The following is a 23,812-nucleotide window of genomic DNA, read 5'->3' as shown; positions in this document are numbered from 1 at the left end:
TTGGATAGTGTCCACCACAGGCGCACATTTTGGAATTTCGTCAATCTTTCTTTTCCATAAAGCATGCAGATATGTTAACATTAGCTGAGGGTTATGATCGGAATACGGAGGATTAGCAGGACTAGGCCTGTATTTTTCATATCCCGCTGTGGCGGATCCTGGAAAGATGGTCTTGGACCACATCCTGTTATTTTATGTTTCACAACTTGTTTTTTCGAAAATGGAAAGAGGTGACTCCTTTGAAAATATCGACAAAGGGCCGTTATGGGCTCACAATCATGATGGAGCTGGCAGCCAGAACAGGCGAAGGCCCGACATCTTTGAAAAGTATTGCCGAGCGCAACCAGCTCTCGGAGCATTATCTGGAGCAATTGATCGCTCCCCTGCGTAATGCAGGACTGGTCAAAAGTATCCGTGGCGCCTACGGCGGTTACATTCTGGCAGGCGATCCTGCTACCGTAACGGCAGGGGATGTGATTCGTGTACTGGAAGGTCCAATCTCCCCAGTAGATTTCACGGAGGAAGATGATCCGGCGAAGCGCGACTTGTGGTTGCGCATCCGTGATAGCATTGCAGAAGTACTGGATTCAACAACGCTGAAGGATCTGATTACATTCCAGGATCAGGAACAAAAAGACAGCTATATGTTCTATATCTAACATAGTTGATGATGAACATCTCAGATGACACACTAAAGCCCCCATATTGGGGGCTTTAGCCGTGCAACAAGCTACATTGTGATTCTTCTAATTCTAGAATAGCCTGTGATGAACAGGATTTATGTAATCATGTGCTGAAGAAGAAACCGTTTTGGAGGTTTCCCTTCCGGAATAATGTAGTCAGAAATTCGAGAATCTAGCGACGCTTGAGTGCTTCTATATCTGCTTCCATACGCAATTGACGACGGTTCAAAATATCAATGCTGTGCTGATGGGTGTTCAATTCGGCATTTACTTTACGTTCAAACGTGATCTGTGAAGCTTCAAGACGTTTGGTAACTTCCAGTGTCTCCAGAACGGTCTGCTGGAGCAGAGGAATGGTTTTGGTTTGTTCCTCGATGGCGTCAAGTCTGCCATCTATGGTATCCAGCCTGCGATCCATGGTACCAAGCCTGCTATCCATGGTATCCAGCCTGCCATCCATGGTATCCAGCCTGCCATCCATGGTATCCAGCCTGCCATCCATGGTATCCAGCCTGCCATCCATGGTATCAAGTCTGCCATCCACGGTATCAAGCCTGTCTTCAATCTTTTCAAGCCGTCCATCGATGTTGTCAAAACGCTTGTCCATTTGTTGAAGCTGATTCAGAATTTGACTGAGAACCTGGTCACTCATGCCGATCTCTCCTTTTTGAATGGATATTAAACATTATACACGAAGATGCGACACAATAGCATTGGTTTAAATTTTCAATTACACAACATGAAAAGATGGAAGTCCAACATATAACGGGGTGAAATCAATGAAAAGAATATATTTGGATCACGCCGCATCGACACCTATGCACCCACAAGTCGCGGAAGCGATGATGAAAGTGATGACAGGGCAATACGGCAATGCATCAAGTATTCATGCCTTTGGGCGTGAAGCCAAACGTACCGTCAGTGGAGCAAGGGATGTCATTGCGGCGTCTTTGGATTGCTTCCCAGATGAACTCGTCTTTACCGGAGGCGGCACGGAAAGTGACAATCTGGCGATATTTGGCGCAGTTTCAGCGAGAAAAGAACGGGGACGGCACATCATTACAACATCTGTTGAACATCATGCGGTACTGCATACTTGTCAGGAACTGGAGCGGCAAGGCTATGACGTGACCTATTTGCCTGTAGATGAATACGGAAGAATACGTCTGGAAGAGCTGAAAGATGCTATCCGGCCAGATACAGTGCTGATCACCATGATGTACGCTAATAATGAAGTTGGCACGATTCAGCCCATCCGCGAAATTGGTGAGTTGGCTCGTCAACATGATATTTTGTTCCATACCGATGCAGTTCAGGCTCTTGGCACTCAGGAAATTTCCTGCAAGGAACTGCCTGTGGATATGATCAGCTTCTCTGCTCATAAAATTAATGGTCCTCAAGGCGTGGGTGCACTCTACGTACGGCGCGGAATTGTGTTGGAAGCGAGATCTCATGGTGGCCTTCAGGAACGGCAAAGACGTGCAGGTACCGAGAATATTGCGGGGATCACTGGCTTTGCGGAGGCGTTGAAAATATCAGGAGAACAGGCGGAGGCGCGCCGTGAACATGACCTGGCATTGCGATCATTACTTCTGGAACAACTGGAGCAGCATGTAGGGTCGGAGCATTTTCACGTCAACGGACATCCGGAATTTACGTTGCCTAATATCTTGAACATCAGCTTTCCGGAAGTATCCACAGAGACGATGCTCATGAATCTGGATATGGAAGGCATCGCAGTTGCGAGTGGTTCGGCCTGTACTTCCGGTTCCCTCGAAGTATCCCATGTGCTCAAAGCGATGAAGCTGTCCGAGACATTTTTGGATTCCGCGATTCGTTTTAGCTGGGGGTTGGGTAATACTACGGAAGAAATCATGATAACCGCCGAAAAAATTGGAACCATTCTGGGGCGACTGCGTAATAGAGCCTAAGGGGCTCTTTGCACATGGAACAGAAGGAGGGAAGAAGTTCCATTTCATCGGTTGGATAGAAGCGGTTTTGATGGTCGGCGTCTGATTGCCACTCATCAACTTTGGGCATACCTAGCAATAGCGCCGCGACTATTTAATGATAAGAAGATGAGGGGGACCCTGCGATGAAGCTTCAGGAAATGATCGGACTTGCCGTTTTTGACGTTGAGGATGGGAAGCAGGTCGGTAAAATCCAGGATTTCATTGTGAATGACGATTGGAAAATTGAAGGCATTGAACTTGAAAACAAAGGCCTGTTTACCAGTCATGTCAAAATCGTGCAGTGGCAAGATATCGTTGCCTACGGCGAAGATGCCGTCATGATCCGTAATCAACAGGCTGTCCGCAAAACGGGAGCCGACGACATAAAACACACGTACCTCCTCGGCCAGTCTAAATTGAAGGAGATGTCCGTGCTCACCGAAGAAGGTTTGCTGCTTGGACGTGTCTCTGATGTTTATTTTGACCAGGAGTTGGGAAATACAATAATAGGGATTGAAATTACGGACGGTTTTGTGTCCGATTTGATTGAGGGCCGCAAATGGCTGCCATGTACAAGCGATATGTCTATTGGGGAAAGTGCCATTATGGTGCCGCCGCTGAGTGAACAGCGCTTGGAAAATGCCATTCATTCTGTTAATGGATAGGTGAATGAATATGAAATGTCCAAACTGTAGTTCCAAAGATATTGGGAAAATTGGTTCCCACCAGTTTTATTGCTGGGGATGCTTTATCGAATTAACAGTGAACGGTGAGAAAATGTCTGTATACCAAGTGGAAGAAGACGGCACGCTCAGTTCCCTCGATGATCTGTTCTTCGGGGAAGAGCTGCCGCAAGACTTCCCTCATCTTCATGCTTCTTCTTAATAAGCAGCATAACTTCTTCTATATGCGGTTTCATGACAAAGACTGTCATTGAATGCTGTCATAAAATGATGACAGTTGTATATAGCTGCGGTTACATAGTGGTTCAAGGGAACTTGTATGAATATATGCTAACCCGGATCACAAGATGCGTCTCCTTCATCATGAAGGGGGCGCTTTTTTTGTACGTTAATAAATATTCCCTTCCTTACATATACTGACTTTCAGAGCCAGTCCAAAAGGGAGAGATGCAAGTGGAGCAATTAACCAAAAACAAGCTGTTCCGTTATGCCATCTGGCTGCTACTCGGATTGATTATTCTGTACTTTATCTGGCTGCTGCGGCCATTGCTGCTTCATATATATGGATTTTTGAAAACAGTGCTGGCACCATTTATCGTGGCCCTCATCATATCCTATGTGCTCAATCCGATTGTAAGCATGCTGGGAGGGCGCAAAGTCCCTCGAACCATTGCCGTGCTGTTAATCTATGCTTTTTTCCTCACCTGCATCGCAGTCATCCTGATGAATGTCATTCCGGTGTTGATTGAACAGTTGGAGGAACTCAACGAGCATATGCCTGAGCTGTCGATGCGTGCCCAGAGTCTGATGAACAATATGGATCACAAATTAATGCCGCCAAGTGTGCGCACAGGTATGAACAGCTGGTTTTTCCAGATGGAGGATCGGCTGACCCAAGGCATCACGAAGCTGATGGATAATATCGGGACAACCATTAATGTATTGTTCAACGTGTTTATCGTGCCATTTCTCATTTTCTATATGTTAAAAGATTTTGAGGTATTCGAGCGTACGATTGTGGCGTACCTGCCCCGCTCACGGCGTAAGGCCATTGTTTCGGTGATGAAAGAGATAGATACGGCCTTGGGAAACTATATTCGCGGACAATTTATCGTCTGTGTGATTGTGGGCATCTTTGCGTATATCGGTTACATCGTCATTGATATGCCTTATGCACTGCTGCTCGCCAGCATTGTCGCTGTATTTAACATCGTGCCTTATCTTGGCCCGTTTCTGGGAGCAGCTCCTGCGGTGGTGATGGCTTCTACGGTATCGTTCAAAATGGTGCTCATCGTTGTCATTGTGAACACACTGTGCCAGGTCCTGGAGAGCAACGTCATCTCCCCTCAGGTGGTAGGGCGGACGCTGCATTTGCATCCGTTGTCGATTATCTTCGCGCTCCTAGTGGGAGGCGAACTGGCGGGCATAGTAGGTCTTATTCTTGCGGTGCCGGTTTTTGCTGTTCTGAAAGTCATTGTGCAGCACTTTTTTGCCTATTACATCAAACGAAGAACGGACTGATCACAGCAACAGTCTGATCCAAAAGGGTGCGTTGACACCATATAGGCATATCGATATAATGGAGGGGTATGTTTAGAACAAGAAATCGATGATGAAATGAAGTACGCCGAGGGTTCCTTTCCTCAGAGAATAGACTTCTTCGGATCAGATGTAATCTGAGCCCGATGGCTGGAAGAGTCTTGAAAGTTGAAGCGGCGGAAAGCTGATTTCGGAGTGCAGGACAACCCTGCCGGGAGCGACCGTTATTTCGCATCAACGAGGAGATTGTTTGTTTATCTGCGGATGAACAGCAATAACCAGGGTGGTACCGCGATAACATCGTCCCTGATTATTCAGGGGCGTTTTTTGTGTTTCTTTTTACAAAAACAATGTTGACCAACCGGAGCGAATACGCAACGGACTATTATAATTTAATGGGGGCATCCAGTATGAAAGCCAGTGAAATCCGGTCCAAGTGGATAGAGTTTTTTGCAAGTAAAGGTCACAAAATCGAGCCAAGCGCATCGCTTGTACCTCATAATGATCCATCCCTTCTTTGGATCAATGCAGGTATGGCGCCGTTGAAACCGTATTTTGACGGTCGGGAGAAACCGGAGAACCCGCGTCTCGCCAACTCCCAAAAATGTATTCGTACAAATGATATTGAAAATGTCGGTAAAACGCGTCGTCACCATACGTTCTTCGAAATGCTCGGCAACTTCTCTATTGGAGATTACTTCAAGGAAGAGACCGTAACATGGGCGTGGGAATTCTTGACCAGCAAAGAGTGGATCGGATTCGATCCGGAGCGCCTGTCCGTTACGGTATATCCGGAAGATGAGGAAGCATTCAAACTGTGGAACGAAAAAGTGGGACTACCTGCTGAGCGTATCATTAAATTGGATGAAAACTTCTGGGATATCGGCGAAGGCCCGTGTGGACCTTGTACCGAGATCTTCTATGACCGCGGCGAAGCTTATGGAAACGACATGAGTGATCCTGAAATGTATCCAGGTGGGGAAAACGAACGTTATCTGGAAGTATGGAATCTGGTATTCTCCCAGTTCAACCATAACAAGGACGGTAGCTACACACCGCTTCCTAATAAAAATATTGATACAGGTGCAGGTTTGGAGCGTTTTGCTTCCATTCTGCAAAATGTGGATTCCAACTTCGACACAGACCTGTTTCAACCAATGATTCAGAGAACAGCCGCTCTTGCGGGTGTGAAATATAACGACAGCGTAGAGATTGACGTTGCACTGAAAGTCATTGCCGATCATATCCGTACCGTTGCTTTTGCTGTAGGTGATGGCGTTCTGCCAAGCAATGAAGGACGCGGATATGTCATTCGCCGTTTGCTCCGTCGTGCCGTACGTTACGGAAAAGTACTGGGACTTGACCGTCCATTCCTGTATGAACTGACAACGACTGTTGGTGAAGTGATGGGGATGTACTACCCGGAAGTCGTGGACAAACAGGAGTTTATCGCCAAAGTGATCAAAACCGAGGAAGAACGTTTCCACGAAACACTCACAGATGGTCTGGCTATTCTTGCGGATATCAGCGGCACAGCCAAGTCCGAAGGACGTACGGTTATTAGCGGGCCTGAAGCGTTCAAACTGTATGATACGTACGGTTTCCCGTTTGACCTGACAGAAGATTATGCAGCAGAGCATGGTCTGACGGTAGATCGCGAAGGTTTTGATGCTTCCATGCAGAAGCAGCGTGAGCTAGGACGTGCAGGGCGTCAAGAGAACGAGAGCATGAAAGTTCAAGGTGGACCACTTGCTGATCTGGAGGTTAAAAGCGAGTTTGTTGGTTATAATGACCTGTTGACGGAAGCAAAAGTGGTAGCCATCGTTGCTGGTGACGCATTGGTAGACTCCGTAAGCGAAGGACAGACATGCCAGGTCATCCTTGACAAGACTCCGTTCTATGCAGAAAGTGGCGGACAAGTGAGTGATCAGGGCTTGCTGCGCGGAGCCAGTGTAACGGCGAAAGTGCAGGGCCTGTTCAAAGCTCCGCTGGGACAGCATGTACATCTGGTGACGGTAGAGTCCGGTGAACTGCGTGTAGGTGATGTGATTAAAGCTGAAGTGGATGCATCCAAACGTGGCGATATTATCAAAAACCATACCGCAACCCATTTGCTGCACAAAGCGCTCAAAGATGTGCTCGGAACGCATGTCAATCAGGCAGGATCACTCGTAGAGCCTCAACGTCTGCGCTTTGACTTCTCGCACTTCGGCAGCATTACGCCGGAAGAATTAACGGAGATCGAGCGTCAGGTGAACGAACAGATCTGGAATCGTCTGAACGTAAACATTGAACTGAAAGCTATTGATGAAGCCAAAGAAATGGGCGCAATGGCACTGTTCGGTGAAAAATACGGGGATATCGTACGTGTAGTACAAGTCGGAGACTATAGTTTGGAACTTTGTGGCGGCTGTCACGTAAACAATACATCAGAGATCGGTATCTTCAAGCTGGTGAGCGAGAGCGGAATCGGCTCCGGCGTACGTCGGATCGAAGCTGTGACTGGCCGTGGCGCGTATCTTTATGTGGAAAGCCAGTTGGAACTGCTCAAGCAATCAGCAGCACTGCTCAAAGCAAATGTGGCTGATGTACCTAAACGGATTGAAGGTCTGAACCTGCAACTGAAAGAAGCGGCCAGAGAGACTGAATCCTTACAAAGTAAGCTGAGTGCCATGGAAGCTGGTCAATTGACTGATCAAGTAGTACAAGCAGGAAATACACAATTGCTGGCAGCGCGCGTAGATGCTCCGAACATGGATGCACTGCGTACAGTGGCAGATGAGTTGAAAGTAAAATTGCCTAACGCGGTACTCGTATTGGGTGCTCCAGCGGACGGCAAAGTGAATTTCGTTGTAGCTGTACCTGCTGAACAAGTAAAACAAGGGCTGCATGCAGGTAAAATCGTCAAGGAAGTTGCGGCAGTATGCGGCGGCGGAGGTGGCGGACGTCCTGATATGGCGCAAGCCGGAGGCAAGGACGCAAGCAAGCTGGATGAAGCGTTGAAACTGGCGGTTTCATTGGTTAGCGGGCATACTGCATAAATCGAACGAGTGGCTTTCAAACGCCAAAATATAGTTCGAAATGGTTCTGTTCGTTTATATGGAGGTTGGATCGGGAGGCTTCTTCCCGTCCAACTTTTGTACCCGAGAGCGAGTGGAACTGAATGATGCAATATGCTGAAGCCAGTAAAGGACAAGCAAAAAACACAATTGGCTTATCCTTTGTTTACTTGTGGCAGTCAGAATATGTTATTATATAAGCAGAAATCAATTCGGCAGGACATGGTCCCCATGTTCATGCAGGAGCGAGGTGTCATCAATGGACTCCATGGATAAGACGGTTAAATTTAATGTGAAAGCCGACGAGCAGGAAGCATCCTCCAAAGAGATTCTTCTCACGGTATATGATGCACTGGTGGATAAGGAGTATAATCCTATTAACCAGATTGTCGGGTATCTGATTTCTGGAGACCCCGCATACATCCCTCGTCACAACAATGCACGCAGTCTGGTCCGTAAAAAAGAGCGCGATGAGCTGATTGAAGAGCTTGTTCGTTCTTATCTGGCCAATCACCGGTAATGTACATCGCTTCCGCTGTGATGCAGCTATGCAGGCAGCGGGAAATGAACCGACAGAAGACAGCCTGAAGCTTGAGAAGGCGAATATGGTTCGACCTGAGCAGGCTTGAGGATGGGAGAGCATGGATGAAAATATTAGGTTTGGATTATGGGGACCGAAGAATCGGAGTTGCCGCTAGTGACGCCTTCGGTTGGACTGCCCAGGGATTGGAAGTACTTGAACGCCGCCGGGATGAAGGTGAGTTCGCTCGGATTGCGGAGCTTGTGCGTGAGCATGAGATCGGCGAGATTGTTGTCGGACTTCCCAAAAACATGAACGGCACCGTAGGGCCGCGTGGTGAAATATGCATCGCTTTTGCCGAACGCCTGCGGGGCGAACTGAATTTACCTGTTCACCTTTGGGATGAACGACTGACAACCATGGCAGCAGAACGAACGTTGCTTGAAGCGGATGTCAGTCGCAAAAAACGCAAGCAGGTTGTGGACAAAATGGCCGCAAGCTTGATTTTGCAAAATTATTTGGATGCCAATAGTAAAAGGTGAGGGGGATCAACAATGGCTGAAGATCAACTGGGTATGGAAGAAGAATCGGAGATTATTTACATTGCGGATGACGAGGGTAATGAAGAGGAATTCGAAGTCATCATGAAATTCGAAGTGGACGGTTCGGAGGCCAAGTACATGATGGTTGCTCCGGTTGAACCCGAAGATGGAGAGACGGATGTCTATGCATTCCGTTATGAAGAAGAGGGCGACGATATTAAACTTTTCGTCATCCAAGATGATGCCGAATGGGATATCGTCGAGGAGACGTTTAATACATTTCTTGCAGAAGATGAAGAGGAAGCGAACTAAATGACAGAATACAGCCGCGAAGACTTGAAATGGACAGATTCGCTGCGTCTGGCTTTTGGTGCTCACGTTGAGCTGGAAGAAGAGAACGGTAAATCGCATCCGTATGACCTGCTGGCTGAGTTTGAAGTGAAGGGCCAGCAGTATGCGGTGCTCCGCAGTTCATTACGTCCTTATGACGAAGTTGAACTTTTGCGGGTTTTACCGGGAAGTGAAGGCCAGATCATGCCGGAATTAGTTACGATTGACGATGATGATGAGTGGGAGAACATCTCAGAATTGTATGATGAGTGTACACTCCCCATTGACGAAGATTGATGAATCAGCTTCAAATTGAAGAAACCGGAAGGGCGGAGAAGTCCGCTCTTTTTGGTTGTGTAAAGGAGTTGTGTCTTTTTTGAAAGGAAAAGCGATACTAATCTTTCTGCTTATCATCGTGGTGGTTGCCGGAGGCGCAGGCGTATATGTCTGGAACATGATGCGTCCGGTACAAGCATCCACAGAACCGATCGTTTTCGAGATCAAGAGCGGGTCAGGGACTTCCAAAATTGCGGACCAGTTGGAGCAGGAAGGTCTGATTCGGAGTGGTTTAGCTTTTAAGGGATACCTGAAATGGAAGAAACAGGGATCGAATTTTATGGCAGGTACATATTCCTTAAATCCAGGTGTGTCATACGATGAGATTATTACTAAGCTGAGTAACGGTGAAGTTGTGCCTGAATCCATGGTCAAGTTTACGATTCCTGAGGGATATACAGTATTACAAATGGCAGACAAACTATCTGCTGAAGGAATTGTAGATCGTGAGGAATTTATCAAGCTTGCGAATGATCCATCTGCTTTTGATATCGACATTATCAAGGACATTCCAGTGGATGAAGAACTGCGATATGTGCTGGAGGGGTACCTGTTCCCGGAGACGTATGAGCTCAAAGAGGGAAGTTCTACTCAAGAGGTCATGCAGCGAATGCTTGAGGAATTCCAGACCAAGGTTGATTCTATCCCTGATTTGGCGTCCAAACTCAAGGAGAGAAACCTGTCTTTGCATGAAGTATTAACGATCGCATCGCTTGTCGAGAGAGAAGTCGTGGTAGATCAGGAACGGGCGCTTGTTGCAGGTGTGATCTATAATCGGATCAAGCAGAATATGAAACTGGAGATCGACGCGACAGTACAGTATTTATTGGATAAGCCGAAGGCCAGATTGCTTTTCAAGGATCTGAAGGTACAGAGCCCCTATAATACGTATCTGAACAAAGGGCTGCCACCAGGACCGATTGCTAGTCCAAGTCTGGCATCCATTGAGGCAGCGTTGGAACCGGAAGCTTCGGATTACCTGTTCTATGTGACCAAGAAGGACGGTACTTTTGGACATCTGTTTGCCAAAACGTATAAGGAACATCAGCAAAATATAGCCAAAAGTAAGGCTGCGCAATAAGCGGAGGGGATGTATATGAGTACGAAACATGAACTGCTCGTTACGGCGGCAAATGTGAAAGAAGCAGAGGTGCTGCTCCGAGCAGGAGCAGATGCTTTGTTAATTGGGGATGATCGCTTCGGCATGCGTCTTCCCGGAAGCTTCAGTTTAGATGAAACAGCAGAGGTCGCTGCCATTGCAGCGAAACATCAGGCTCGTGTATACGTGTCCATGAACAATCTGATGTCCAACGAGCTGCTAAAGGAATTACCTGAATATGTTCAAGCATTGGGTAAAATCGGTGTGCATGGGGTGGAGTTCAACGACCCATCTGTGCTCGCCGCTATTAAGGAGTTTGCTCCCCATATCCAGCTGCACTGGAACGCTGAGATGACATCGACCAACTATGCAACAGCCAACTACTGGGGAACCAAAGGCGCGAGTCGAGTTGTGCTTGCTCGGGAGCTGAATATGGACGAGCTGACAGAGATGGTTCCATTTCTGAAGGTGGAAGCTCAGGTGCAGGTACATGGCATGACGAACATTTATCATTCCAAACGGAGTCTGGTGCAAAGTTATATGTCCCATCAGGGGCGCCCAGTAGAAGGGCATTTGGGTAAAGAGCGTGGTTTATTTCTGATTGAGGCCGAACGGCGGGATGAGAAATTCCCGATCTATGAAGATGTGAACGGAACTCACATCATGAGCTCGGAGGATATCTGTATTCTTGAGGATCTTCATCTGTTGATGGAGGCTGGTGTACACAGCTTCAAAATCGAAGGCATATTAAAACCGCTTGCGTATAACGAAGCTGTTGTACGTGCATACCGTATAGCTCTGGACAGTTATGCAGCTGATGCCGATGCTTATGCATTTTGTGAAGAATGGCTGGACGAGGTTCGTCAATTGCAGGACCCTGAGCGGGAATTGTCGTTTGGATTTTTCTATAAAGAACAGGTGTATTAATAGACGAGGTGAACAACATGGAAACAGTGGCGGTACAGCGGAAGTTCTCGGGTAAACGTAACCGTCTGGACAAACCGGAGCTACTTGCTCCGGCGGGCAATCTGGAAAAGCTTAAATTTGCTATCCATTATGGTGCAGATGCTGTGTATATCGGTGGACAGGCATACGGATTGCGTTCCAACGCGGATAACTTTAGCTTTGAGGAAATGCGTGAAGGTGTGGAATTTGCCAAAAAATATGGAGCCAAGGTTTTCGTGGCAACCAATATTTATGCGCATAATGAGGATATCGAAGGCATTCAAGCATATTTGCAAAACTTGTATGATGCAGGAATTGCAGCGATTATCGTAGCAGATCCCGCAATTATTGAAGTGGCTCAGCGTGCCGTACCGGGGCTGGAAGTGCATTTGAGCACACAACAATCCACTCTGAACTGGCAAGCTGTGAAGTTCTGGAAGGATGAAGGGCTCCCACGCGTCGTTCTCGGACGTGAGACCAGCTTTGAAGAAATTGAAGAAATCAAGGCCAATGTGGATATCGAGATCGAAGCTTTTATTCATGGAGCGATGTGCTCGTCATATTCCGGACGTTGTGTGTTGTCCAACCATTTTACGGATCGGGACTCCAACCGGGGTGGCTGCTGCCAATCCTGCCGCTGGAAGTATGATCTGTTTGAAGATGCCCGCGAAGATACCGTGTGGGTCAGCGAAGAAGAAATGCAAATGCAGGCACCTGCACCATTCAAATTGGGAGAGAACCAGCTGCCCCTATTCCAGGAACAGGACAATTCTTTTTCCATGGGTTCGAAGGATCTGTGCATGATTGGGCATATTCCTGAGCTGATTGATGTCGGTGTGGATAGTTTCAAAATCGAGGGACGCATGAAGTCCATTCACTATGTGGCTACCGTGGTTAACGTATATCGTCAAGCCATCGATTCTTATATGGCTGACCCGGAGAACTATGTATTGAAGCCTGAGTGGGTAGAGGAAATGAACAAGGCAGCGAATCGTCCACTGAATACCGGATTTTTCTATGATACACCGGATCATGAGGATCACATCTATGAACCGGAAGAAAAAGCGGTACCTTTCGACTTTGCCGGATTGGTTATGGACTATGATGCGACTACAGGAATGGCGACCATTCAACAGCGCAATCATTTCAAGCCAGGACAGGAAATCGAATTTTTCGGTCCGGGCGGCCACTTTTTCAAACAGGTAGTTGGGGAATTGCAGGATGAAGACGGCAACGTGATCGATGCAGCCCGTCACCCGTTACAGCGTGTAAAAATGAAGGTGAATCAACCTGTTTCCTACTTTGATATGATGAGAAAAAAGAAATAGGTTCAAATGCCTAGTTTTCAACAAAATAATGCTATGATTTAACAATATAGTGTTATAAAATTTACAAATTCGACCTCCGTATATCGGTATATGGGGGTCTTTTTTTTATAGAAAAATAGGAAAAAAGTTGTAATAAATTTCGAAAAAATGAGAGGGGAAAGGAGAAAGCTGTCGAATACTACATATTTATAGGGGAGAGAAAGAAAAATCCAACAAGTAAATTACTGGCAGGTGAATGGGATTGGTTCAAAAGAAGCAGAATGACAGTGGGGAAGAATTGACAAAACCCGAGAAGGTTAAGCCCGAGAAGGTTCAGAAAGTGAAGAAAGAAAAAGGTGTTAAGAGTAAGACAGGGGATACTCCAGGCCAAAAGCCCTTTAAATTGGACGGGAGTAAGCTGAAGTCGGGATGGAACAAAACGAAAACCCAATTGAAAAAGCAGGACTGGAAAAATATTGGGGGAACAACGTTTACACAGATTAAGAAGGCTAATCCCGTTAAATCGGTAGGCGTTAAGCTGTTTTTGATCTTTTTTGCGGGCATCATGATCTTTGTCGTTAGTTTGGGTCTATTATCCTATGCGAAAGCCAAGGATACGATTGAGAAGAATGCATCCCGATCAAATCAGGAAACGATTGAACAAACCAAGCAAAAAATGGACATTATTCTGGAGCGGTTTGTAGATACATCCACTCAAATTTTCTTCGATCCGGAAATGCAGTCCTTGCTTCAGAAAATGTCTGATAAGAATTTGTCGGCATATGATACGTTTGTGAATTCAAGCTCCATCAACAAACAATTGTCGAATATTGCTTTTACGAATAAATCTATGGAAGCGATTTATCTTGTGCCGACAGACGAAACAAAATCGATAATGGGTACAGGAAGCAACAGCTCTGCCATGGGCGACATCCGTAAAGAAGGTTGGTATGATGAATTGGTTCAGGCGGGTGGATATCGCTGGCTGCCAACAGAAGCCAAAGAGGATGGCAGCACACCCACGTTCCGCATTGCCCGTTCGATGAAAAACCTGCAAGGGACTACCCAGTCCTATGTGTTAATCATTGAATTGAAATTGGAGGTTCTGGAGCAGCAATTGAAATCTCTTGACTTGGGTGAAGGCTCAGTTCTTCAACTCATTGCTCCGGACAACAAGGTTGTAGCTTCAACGATTGCTGATCGTACAGGGAAAGATACGGATTTGACTTTTGTTAAAGAGTTGAAAGAAAAATCCGGCAGCACGAATACGGAGTATACGGTGGATGGAAATTCAACCAATATGCTGGCTTCATATAGCACCATGGATTCATCCGATTGGAAACTGATCGGGATGGTTCCAACATCTATTCTGGTGAAAGATGCTAAGGGTATTCTGACGTTGACCCTGTGGATGGCATTGGTTGATGCGGCTATTGCGATTCTGATCGGTATTTGGATGGTTCGTATGATTGCCCGTCCAATGGGTAAATTGAAAGATCTGATGCAAGAAGGGGCAAAAGGGAACCTCAAGGTGCGTACACCTTATAGCTCCCAGGATGAAATTGGTCAATTATCGGCTGCATTCAATCTGATGATGGAGCAAATTACGAAACTCGTGGAGCAAACCAACCGTTCTGCACAGGAAGTATTGGATACGGCTTCTGAGCTGAGCAGTGCGTCCAAGAAAACAGCAGTCTCTGCTTCCGAGATTGCCGTAGCCACTGAAGAAATTGCAGGTGGAGCAAGTAGTCTGGCAACAGAAGCAGAGCGTGGAAATGAATTGACCGACAATATCTCCCGTCAGATGGAGAGTGTGGTTGCCGCGAATGAACAAATGGGTGATTCAGCCCGTCATGTAGAGAAATCTAGTCAGACAGGTACACAGCATCTGAATCAGTTGATGACCAAAACGCAGAAGACAGAAGAAATGATCGGTGCGTTGGTAAACAAGGTGGATTCCTTGAAAGACAGTACGTCCTCTGTTCTGAAGGTGCTTGACGTCATGCAAAATATTACCAAGCAAACGAACATTCTTTCCTTGAATGCAACCATTGAAGCCGCTCGTGCCGGTACAGCTGGACGTGGATTCATGGTGGTCGCGAATGAGGTTCGCCAGTTGGCTGAACAATCCAGACAGTCCATTGATATGGTCGGCGACATTACCGACAAGATTATGACCGAAATGAATGAGACAGTGGATCAATTGTCTGCAGCGTATCCGTTATTCAAGGAACAGATGGATGCCGTAAAAGATACTAATGTAATATTTGCTTCAGTGCAGCAACAAATGGGTGCGTTTGTTGAGAGTCTGAGCATGGTCACTGGCTCAATCGGAGATTTGAATCAATCTCAAGGAACGTTGTCCGAAGCGATGAGTAATGTCAGCGCAGTAGCTGAACAATCATCTGCAACATCCCAGGAAGTTGCCTCCTTGAGCAGTGAACAACAAAATATCAGCAACCAACTGGTGAATTTGTCAGCAAAACTGGAGAATGTATCAACAGAATTGAAAGATACATTGTCTCGCTTTACAGTCTAATTCGAACCTGTTTGCTTCATTTGAGAAGCCTGTCCCTAATAAGGGACAGGTTTTCTTGTTGTTACCGGATAATTCCATTCCGAATGAAGAATACTATGCCAAAACGCTGAACGGGGTGGTCTGATGCAAGTACAACTGAAGCGGCGCATTTATATTGCATGTATTCTTTTTACGGGTTTATTTTCTTTGCTGATGATTCGTTTGGCTTGGGTTCAAGTCGTTCAAATCAATCGCACGATGCCAGGATTTCAACGTACCGTTCGTGAGATGTCCGTATTGCAGCGAGAGCGTGGAGTGGTATTGGATACGGGACGAGGACAGTTTATCGATTACAAAGGGCGGCCCCTAACAGGTAAGCTGGAATGGGGGTTGGTCCTTTTTCCGCATCCAGATCAAACAAGTCATTCATACCCATCCACAAAATCGGAAGTTAAGGAATTGGCGGCTCTCTTACATACTGATGTGAATTCGTTACAAAAGGAATGGAATCAAGGGAACGCACCCCACTTCTGGACTGCAGGTGCCAACCAGCCGAACCCATTGACTGAGTCTCAGGTTGCCCGACTACGTGAATTGAAGACAGACGGAGCGAGTGTGTATCCTCTTATGACACGTTATGGACAAGCCGCTACAGGCATGCAATGGTTGGGTTATCTTGCTGAACAGCCTGAATTCCCGAACGCACAGTCGCGTCATAAAAATGAGGTGAAGCAGCCTTTTGCCATGAAATCTGGAGCAGCTGGGCTGGAAAGAACAATGGAACCTTTATTGATGGGCATTGGACCTACCCTGTTAACACGCATGGTTACAGGTTCAGGAGAGGTTATTCCGGATATCCAGCCACGCGTGATTGCACCCGCGAATACACACTATCCATTGCGTGCGGAGACGACGATAAATATCGATTTGCAGCAAGGGATAGAGCAGATGGTGAGGAAGTCCGGTATGAAGGAAGGGGCTATCGTTGTGCTGGATGCGGCGAATGCAGACGTACGTGCGATGGTTTCGGCTCCGTTCTATAATCCCCAGCATGTGGACCCCAAACAAACGGCTTGGGCAAATCGTGCCGTGCAGGGGGCTGTGCCTGGTTCCATATTCAAAATCGTTACAGCCGCCGCCGCGTTGGAATATCACGCTGTATCCAAAGGGGAGACTTTCCATTGTGGTGGCGAATGGGGAAAATATGGTCTGTCCTGCTGGAAGGAGCATGGGCATGGGACATTGAATCTGGAGCAAGGGTTTGCCGAGTCCTGCAATATTGTATTTGCTGAAACTGCCCGTCGGCTCAGTATAGAGCAGATGGAACGTACGGCGGATGCTTTGGGATTGGCACGTGCAATTGGGTGGGAGGGAAAGCAGGTTGCAGGTATGCCGGTACTGCAGCATTTTGATCATGAGGATGCAGGAAGAGTGAGACTGCCATCTGTCTCGCCACAGGATGAAGGAGCAAAGGTACAGACGGCTATCGGTCAACGGGACGTTCTGGTGACCCCGTTACAAGCGGCCAATCTGATCGTCACGCTCTTGCATGATGGCAAGGTAAGTGCTCCACGCCTCGTTCAACGTATCCGATATGCCGATGGCGATACGATGCTGGATATGCCGATGCATGATTCACCATCTTCAGCAGGACGAATCTCCCCAGCTACGGCGCATCAGCTGTTATCCTGGATGAAGAAGGTTGTTAGGGACGGAACGGGAAAATCCCTGCAACATGCACGGTGGCAAGTGGCAGGGAAATCAGGTACAGCACAGGTACAGCAGCACGGAGAGAAGCGTAACCATCAATGGTTCATTGGGTACGGACCTACGGACCAACCCAAATATGCCGTAGCTGTCCTTGTCCAAAACGTTGCTCCAAGCAGCCGTCACCAAGCAACGGCGATGTTCAGAAAAGTGATGGACTATTTGGCCGAATCCTCATGATTCCCATGAGGAGCAGGTTCTTGCACCGAAGGCTCAGCATTCATACCAGGTGCGGCTCCACCCGGTGTGTCCATCACGAATGGTGAAGATTCAAATTCATCCTTCGGCAAGTGAATCCATTGCTGGAGATATCCTTGTTGCAGCAGTTCTTTGAGCAGAATTAGCAGCACCGGAGACAATACCACACCAGCCAGGCCAAAGACGGAGAGCGAGATCAGCATAAAAGAAAGCATCAAGTAAGCGGAAGAGACCCCGATTGAATTACCCGATATTTTCGGCTCCAGCAGTTGGCGTGTCAGCATGGTTACAGCAAGGACTACAATTAAGCCAATCGCAAGGCTGCTATTGCCCACTATGAACAGATACACAATCCACGGAATGAATATAACTGGAACTCCCAGCAAAGGCACAAGGTCAAAAACGGTGCAGATGGCTGCGATAGTGAAGGCATTAGCAGTTCCAAGAATCAACAAGCCTGCATAAATCAATACAAAAGTGATCAGCATCATAATCATCTGGGCCTTCAAATACGAACGGATCGTCTTGAACACATGATTACGCATAAATTCAAGAGCCAGCTTCAACGTTTTTGGTGTTTTGGCCCGGGCAAATTTCCGCCAGGATTCAATCTCGATACTGAGAAAGAATGCGAGAATAATGGCAATGCCAAAATTGGTAATAAAGGAAGAAAACGAACTGAGAAAACCGATGACGATTTGTGCACCGCTGGTCACCCATTTGGACAGGAATCCGGTCAGTGTAGCAAAATAGTCATTAACCTTCTCGGTTATTCCGTCAGGTAAAGCATCCGACTTGTCCTGAATGAAATAAACCAGATTGGTGAATTCACGCTGAATCATCTCAATATAATAAGGAAAATTATCCTGCAAATTAGAAATTTGGGATACGATAATTAATCCCAATCCAAAAAAGGCAGCGACAATAACCCCAAGAAACAATAACACCGAAATGGCGGCGCCCAGGGTTTTGGGCAACCCTTTGCGATGTAGAAATCTTGCCAGAGGTTCGATCATCCAATACACTATAAATGAAAGAAAAACTGGCGCAGCCAATTGATATAATCGGCTGAATCCGTACATGATAAAGTACACGGTTAAAACGAGCAGCGCAATGTCAAAGACGGTGCGCCCGTATTTTTTGTAAAGCGGCAGCATGGGCAGGGCTCCTTTGTACGTCATTAAGGTAAAAATTAGGATGCATTAATTGTACACGATAGCTATCTTTTTGGGAAAAGAGGATTTAAGAAAAGGCTGAATTATGATAAAATTAAAGGCGGTTTATTTTAGTTAGTGCTATATTATGGCACGGTAATTCAGCATGAGAAGCGGGGAGTTTGTAGCATGACAAATTTACTTCAGAGCATATTACTGTGGTTATTGTACATTTCATCGTTTTACGCCTTTATTCCGAGTTTAGTTAGCAGACTTTTCGGTTTTCGTGTGTTCAGGCGCGGGAGAAGTGAGACGGAGTTTTCTTTAACTTTTGATGATGGGCCGGACCCGAAATACACACCCAGATTGCTTGATTTACTGCGTCAGTATGAAGCAAAGGCAACGTTTTTTGTAGTCGGGGAGCATGCAGCCCGTCATCCTGAGCTCATCCAGCGCATACATGAGGAAGGTCACCTTCTCGGAATTCATAATTATATTCATAAAACCAATTGGTTGATGCGGCCTCGTACGGTTCGAGATCAGATTCAACGAACAGGTCAGATTATTCAGGAGGTTACGGGGGTAAGAACTTGTTATTATCGTCCACCATGGGGCATTATGAATCTGTTTGATTTTTTCAGTAAAAAAGATCGCCGGATTATCCTGTGGTCGTCCATGTTTGAGGACTGGAGAAGCAGTGTGGGCGTTGAAAAATTGACGGAACGAATGTTGAAGGAGCTAAGGGGCGGAGAGGTCATGTTGCTGCATGATCGAGGGACTACCCTCGGCGCTGATGCACACGCGCCGGAGCAGATGCTCCAGGCGCTCGAAGTCGTATTGCAGGAAGCAAACAGGCAGCAGTTGCACAGTGTACGCATCGATACGTTGATGGGAGGCGTTACGGTGAGCGAATCTAAAACTACAAGTCAACCACAAACACATTTATCACCCTGGAAACGGATGGTTGTTGCGTTATGGCTAGGTTGGGAGAAGTTGTTTCATTGGGTATACCATTTGCATACAGCGTCACCGGAGGACCCATTGCTGCATTACCGCTCCCGCGTATATCATGGAGCATTGGTCGAAATGGATGATGGTCATGTGATTCGTAACGGGGATCCAGTTATTGAACTTCATTTTGATAATAAAAAGCTTTTCGATCTAGGTATGACTTCACGCTCAAGTATGCATCTGGCCATTCGCATGATTCGGGCCATGGAACAGCAACTTCCTGATTTGGCTCGGCAGGTCGCCCTTCAACCTGAACTCCGTTCGGCTAAGGCTCTATACGGTGTGAGCATGATTAACCGGGGACCGGAGAAATTCGGGTTTACGGTTCGGGAACTGGCTCCTGGTCCGTTCAGTTCTGCATCCAAAGTGTATTTGAAACTTCTGCTAAGCGTCATTCATCCGGCAGGAACGAAACGTCTGAAGCAACGATCCGAACAATTGGTTCCAAAAATGATTGCTATGCCGCTTGACGTGCTGTTGGATCGATATGGTCAGCACGCACTGGTAGCAGCGACGGCGGAACATTCCTCTGAGCATTTGTTGGTTTCCGAACAGGATCTTGTACCTGAACGAAACTAATCACGAAATGAATAAAGAAAAGGGTTGCCCTCCGCCGCATTTGGCAGAAGAGCAACCCTTTATTTATGTTTCCGATAAAAGAAATTCATCGGATATCTTGTACATGAATTAGATACTCAGTACGCCACCGTTGCTTGCATTCGTTACAAGTTTGGAATAACGAGCGAGGTAACCGGTTTTTACTTTCGGTTCAAAGCCTTTCCAACCTGCGCGACGACGTTCGAATTCTTCGTCACTGATATGCAATTCGATGATGCGGTTGTTCAGATCAAGTTCAATGATGTCTCCTTCTTCAACAAAAGCGATTGGACCGCCTTCAGCGGCTTCCGGAGAGATATGTCCGATACTGATTCCGCGGGATGCGCCAGAGAAGCGTCCGTCGGTGATCAGACCTACTTTGGCACCAAGGCCCATACCTACGATCTGGGAAGTAGGAGCGAGCATTTCAGGCATACCTGGTCCGCCTTTTGGTCCTTCATAACGGATAACAACAACATGTCCTTCTTTTACTTTGCCGTTCGCAATACCTTCGAGCGCTTGTTCCTGGGAATCGAAGCAAATAGCAGGACCTTTGTGATATCCACCAACCGAAGCGTCAACAGCACCAACCTTGATGATGGCGCCTTGTGGTGCAAGGTTACCAAACAATACAGCCAAGCCGCCTTTTTCGGAATGCGGGTTATCCAGGTGGTGGATGACATTTGTATCTTGGATTTCCTGACCTTCAACGTTCTCACGGATCGTTTTACCTGTTACCGTGATACAGTCGCCATGAATTGCACCTGGTTTCTTGAGCAATTCGTTCAGAACAGCACTTACGCCACCTGCATTGTGCACGTCTTCGATGTGAAGATCGGAAGCAGGTGCCAATTTTGCCAAGTGAGGAACGCGGTTAGCAACTTCATTGATTCGCTCGATTGGATACTCGATGCCTGCTTCATGAGCCAGTGCCAGTGTATGAAGTACCGTATTCGTGGAACCACCCATAGCCATATCCAGTGCAAAAGCGTTGTCGATGGCTTCTACAGTAACGATATCGCGTGGTTTCAGATCCATTTTGATGAGTTCCATCAGTTGTTTAGCGGATTGTTTAACAAACTCACGACGCTCAGGAGCAACAGCCAGGATGGTTCCGTTACCTGGCATAGCCAGTCCCATCGCTTCAGCCAGACAGTTCATGGAGTTCGCAGTGAACATACCGGAGCATGATCCACATGTTGGACAGCCGAACTGTTCAAGTTCAAGCAAGCTCTTGTCATCGATTTTACCAGCTTGATAAGCACCTACGCCTTCAAATACGGAAGTCAGGGACAGAGCTTTACCATTGCTGTCACGACCTGCCTTCATTGGACCGCCGCTGACAAACACAGTAGGGATATTACAGCGGAGTGCACCCATCATCATGCCGGGTGTAATTTTATCACAGTTCGGGATACATACCATGCCGTCGAACCAGTGTGCAGATACAACGGTTTCCACGGAATCCGCGATAATGTCACGGCTTGGCAGCGAGTAACGCATACCAATGTGTCCCATGGCAATTCCGTCGTCAACTCCGATGGTGTTGAATTCGAATGGAACGCCACCGGCTTCACGAATAGCTTCCTTAACAATTTTACCGAATTCCTGCAGGTGAACATGTCCGGGCACGATATCAATGTATGAGTTACATACGGCAATAAATGGTTTGCCAAAGTCCTCTTCTTTAACGCCCGCTGCGCGGAGCAAACTGCGGTGCGGTGCACGGTCAAAACCCTTTTTGATCATATCGGAACGCATCTTCTTGGCTGACATGGTGTATTTCCCCCCAAATTTATAATATTGAGCAACATGAATGGAAATATAAATGGCAGTGCATCTGTCGTTTAATTTCATCCGTACTCTAAAAAAATTGACCAGTGATACTGGTTTCGAGCTTCCCGTAGTTTGTGAAAGTCTTTGCTGCTTTAAACCCGTGAACAACCCGGTTTTTCTATAGAGTCTATCACAACCGTCATCATATTTCTACAATTCAATAGAAAGAAGCTTCAATCCATTAGTGGAATGAAGCTTTCTTAATTTGCTGCACAATATCAGTCTATCTTTCACCATTGCTATGGGGATAGGCTAACTGCTCCCGCCTTTGCGGCCAATCTCCCGATAGAATTCTTTATTATGAGTTTCGGAAGTTGCTTCTCCACCCTTGCGGCCAATTTCCTTATAGAACTGAGAATCGTGCGCATCTGAAGTCGCTTCTCCACCTTTTTTACCTATCATTTGGTAGAAGCTCCGATCATGCTTTTTGGATGTGGCCTTGCCACCTAATCTACCCGCTTCCTCGCGACTCATTTTGTGTTCAGACGTCTGTGGACGTGCCATTACAAATCACTCCTTATATCATAAGTAGATTGTTGTAGCGCGTAATGCTACTTACCACAACATTTCCAGCCTGAAACAAGGCAATTCTAATGGAAAGGAGCAGGATTTCAGTTCATCTGAACCAGGAGGCTGGACGTTTTAATCCCCCCTGACGATTGAAGTGAACGCGGGAAATGTCGGGCTCAATGAGCGGCCGAAAGGCATGACGGACGGCTGGGTGGGCCAGCGTTATAGCGAACAGTAATGCAATGGAAACAATCACCGGAATGTACAAGCTGGTCTCTATATAATTGTAAACCCCGGACCAGACCGCCAGGCGAACGAGAAATCCATGTAAAAGGAATACATAAAGAGTACGTCTTCCCAGATCGGTCAATCTGGATGTTAATGAAGGGACCCAGGCGAGAAATAAAGCTCCCGATCCGATTTCAAGCGCATAGATGCCGAGTCTGTATATTCCTGCAAACCACTCATGGTGTCCAAGCTCTGCGTAAGTCATGCTCCCCAGTAACCAGCCTGGTGAAATGTTGAACGCTCCGAGTCCAATCCAACCAAGAAGAGCAGCAGACAACGTAGCAGCAATTCTACGGCCCCATCCGGATCGTAAACGGGAGCGGATAGATGCTCCGTAGTCATACCCGATAACAAAGAAAGGTAGAAATACAAATGTTCGACTGAAGCTCAGCCAGAAACCATCCATAGGTAAATATCCTGCACATACTCCCAGCATCACGGCAACGAGTAGTCTGTATAGCGGTTTCCAAGAGAGGGTAAGACGAAGCAGCAGCCGCCAGCAGAAATGACTTGCCAGAAACCAGAGCAATAAATAAGGTGCAAAGAAAGACAAACGCATATGCGGTGTGTGGAATACGGTGAAATCCATTATTGCATACAAAGACTGAAACAGAAGGTACTGTAGTGCAATCTGTATAAGCACATTACGGCCAGATGCACCTTTGAGTGTATGTCTGGCAAAGTAGCCGGTTACCCATACAAACAGCGGCATGTGAAACGTATATATCCACAGAAACAGAGCCTCTGCTCCTGCAAAACGTGTAATGATTGGTTCGAGAGCATTGCCCGCGAGTACACAGACAATGAGCATAAAGCGCAAGTTGTAAAAAAAGGAATCCTGATCTTCGTGAATGATGGCCGGTTTGGTCATGTTGTAGCCCCCCTGATAACCCTTGGCGATTGCAATCTGGTTCTGTAATAAGGGTAATATGGATGTG

20 protein-coding genes and 1 pseudogene are annotated in these 23,812 nt (G+C 46.8%); 16 read left to right on the top strand and 5 right to left on the bottom strand.

Features of this window, described 5'->3' with window-relative positions; genetic code table 11:
- Positions 1-239: 239 nt before the first annotated feature.
- Complete coding sequence (gene cymR, locus BMY78_RS24475) at positions 240-659, top strand: cysteine metabolism transcriptional regulator CymR (RefSeq protein WP_076287765.1); 420 nt, start codon at positions 240-242, stop codon at positions 657-659.
- Between the two features lie 196 nt (positions 660-855).
- On the opposite strand, the gene BMY78_RS24470 is transcribed toward cymR, so the two are convergent.
- Positions 856-1,335 carry a hypothetical protein gene (locus BMY78_RS24470; protein ID WP_090903958.1) on the bottom strand — a complete coding sequence of 160 codons (480 nt, stop codon included), beginning with the start codon at positions 1,333-1,335 and terminating at the stop codon, positions 856-858.
- Positions 1,336-1,462: 127 nt separating this feature from the next.
- Here BMY78_RS24470 and BMY78_RS24465 point away from each other — a divergent pair, with 127 nt between their 5' ends.
- From BMY78_RS24465 to BMY78_RS24400, 14 genes are all read left to right on the top strand, one after another.
- Positions 1,463-2,614, top strand: coding sequence for a cysteine desulfurase family protein (locus BMY78_RS24465; protein WP_090903957.1), 1,152 nt, complete (start codon positions 1,463-1,465; stop codon positions 2,612-2,614).
- Between the two features lie 164 nt (positions 2,615-2,778).
- Positions 2,779-3,300: a PRC-barrel domain-containing protein gene (locus BMY78_RS24460; protein WP_024633069.1), complete on the top strand. Its 522-nt coding sequence runs from the start codon at positions 2,779-2,781 to the stop codon at positions 3,298-3,300.
- 10 nt (positions 3,301-3,310) lie between these two features.
- Complete coding sequence (locus tag BMY78_RS24455; RefSeq protein WP_024633070.1) at positions 3,311-3,520, top strand: hypothetical protein; 210 nt, start codon at positions 3,311-3,313, stop codon at positions 3,518-3,520.
- A 251-nt stretch (positions 3,521-3,771) separates the two neighbouring features.
- A complete protein-coding gene (locus tag BMY78_RS24450) occupies positions 3,772-4,839 on the top strand; it encodes an AI-2E family transporter (RefSeq protein ID WP_090903956.1) in 1,068 nt (355 codons plus the stop codon).
- A gap of 428 nt (positions 4,840-5,267) precedes the next feature.
- Positions 5,268-7,898, top strand: a complete 2,631-nt coding sequence (gene alaS / locus BMY78_RS24445; protein WP_090903955.1) for an alanine--tRNA ligase — start codon at positions 5,268-5,270, stop codon at positions 7,896-7,898.
- Positions 7,899-8,175: 277 nt separating this feature from the next.
- Positions 8,176-8,436 carry an IreB family regulatory phosphoprotein gene (locus BMY78_RS24440; protein ID WP_024633073.1) on the top strand — a complete coding sequence of 87 codons (261 nt, stop codon included), beginning with the start codon at positions 8,176-8,178 and terminating at the stop codon, positions 8,434-8,436.
- Between the two features lie 125 nt (positions 8,437-8,561).
- Entirely contained in the window at positions 8,562-8,978 is a 417-nt protein-coding gene (ruvX, locus tag BMY78_RS24435) for a Holliday junction resolvase RuvX (protein WP_076287768.1), read from the top strand.
- Between the two features lie 12 nt (positions 8,979-8,990).
- The gene (locus tag BMY78_RS24430; RefSeq protein WP_024633075.1) at positions 8,991-9,290 is read left to right on the top strand and encodes a DUF1292 domain-containing protein; all 300 of its coding nucleotides are present in this window, start codon (positions 8,991-8,993) and stop codon (positions 9,288-9,290) included.
- Entirely contained in the window at positions 9,291-9,605 is a 315-nt protein-coding gene (locus BMY78_RS24425) for a DUF1292 domain-containing protein (protein ID WP_024633076.1), read from the top strand.
- Positions 9,606-9,684: 79 nt separating this feature from the next.
- Entirely contained in the window at positions 9,685-10,725 is a 1,041-nt protein-coding gene (gene mltG, locus BMY78_RS24420) for an endolytic transglycosylase MltG (protein ID WP_256222370.1), read from the top strand.
- A gap of 15 nt (positions 10,726-10,740) precedes the next feature.
- Positions 10,741-11,670: a peptidase U32 family protein gene (locus BMY78_RS24415; RefSeq protein ID WP_090903954.1), complete on the top strand. Its 930-nt coding sequence runs from the start codon at positions 10,741-10,743 to the stop codon at positions 11,668-11,670.
- A 17-nt stretch (positions 11,671-11,687) separates the two neighbouring features.
- The gene (locus BMY78_RS24410; RefSeq protein ID WP_090903953.1) at positions 11,688-13,016 is read left to right on the top strand and encodes a peptidase U32 family protein; all 1,329 of its coding nucleotides are present in this window, start codon (positions 11,688-11,690) and stop codon (positions 13,014-13,016) included.
- Between the two features lie 235 nt (positions 13,017-13,251).
- Positions 13,252-15,534, top strand: coding sequence for a methyl-accepting chemotaxis protein (locus BMY78_RS24405; RefSeq protein WP_090903952.1), 2,283 nt, complete (start codon positions 13,252-13,254; stop codon positions 15,532-15,534).
- Positions 15,535-15,657: 123 nt separating this feature from the next.
- On the top strand, positions 15,658-17,460 hold the full coding sequence (locus tag BMY78_RS24400) for a peptidoglycan D,D-transpeptidase FtsI family protein (RefSeq protein ID WP_256222369.1): 1,803 nt from the start codon (positions 15,658-15,660) through the stop codon (positions 17,458-17,460).
- Here the strand turns inward: BMY78_RS24400 and BMY78_RS24395 are convergent.
- Positions 17,439-18,635 carry an AI-2E family transporter gene (locus BMY78_RS24395; protein WP_090903951.1) on the bottom strand — a complete coding sequence of 399 codons (1,197 nt, stop codon included), beginning with the start codon at positions 18,633-18,635 and terminating at the stop codon, positions 17,439-17,441. The genes BMY78_RS24400 and BMY78_RS24395 overlap by 22 nt on opposite strands.
- A 186-nt stretch (positions 18,636-18,821) precedes the next feature.
- Between BMY78_RS24395 and BMY78_RS24390 the strand changes: the two genes are divergently transcribed.
- Entirely contained in the window at positions 18,822-20,222 is a 1,401-nt protein-coding gene (locus BMY78_RS24390) for a polysaccharide deacetylase family protein (RefSeq protein ID WP_090903950.1), read from the top strand.
- Positions 20,223-20,330: 108 nt separating this feature from the next.
- Here BMY78_RS24390 and ilvD read toward each other — a convergent pair whose 3' ends face one another.
- The 3 genes and pseudogenes from ilvD to BMY78_RS24375 all read right to left on the bottom strand — a co-directional run bounded on the left by ilvD (position 20,331) and on the right by BMY78_RS24375 (position 23,745).
- Positions 20,331-22,016 carry a dihydroxy-acid dehydratase gene (gene ilvD / locus BMY78_RS24385; RefSeq protein ID WP_090903949.1) on the bottom strand — a complete coding sequence of 562 codons (1,686 nt, stop codon included), beginning with the start codon at positions 22,014-22,016 and terminating at the stop codon, positions 20,331-20,333.
- Between the two features lie 315 nt (positions 22,017-22,331).
- Positions 22,332-22,580: pseudogene (locus tag BMY78_RS24380) on the bottom strand (KGG domain-containing protein); the annotation flags it as partial.
- A gap of 112 nt (positions 22,581-22,692) precedes the next feature.
- Positions 22,693-23,745, bottom strand: a complete 1,053-nt coding sequence (locus BMY78_RS24375; RefSeq protein WP_090903948.1) for an acyltransferase family protein — start codon at positions 23,743-23,745, stop codon at positions 22,693-22,695.
- Positions 23,746-23,812: the final 67 nt, after the last annotated feature.

This window comes from Paenibacillus sp. OK076 (assembly GCF_900110055.1).
GTDB lineage: Bacteria > Bacillota > Bacilli > Paenibacillales > Paenibacillaceae > Paenibacillus.
This window is presented reverse-complemented; position numbering and strand designations above follow the sequence as displayed.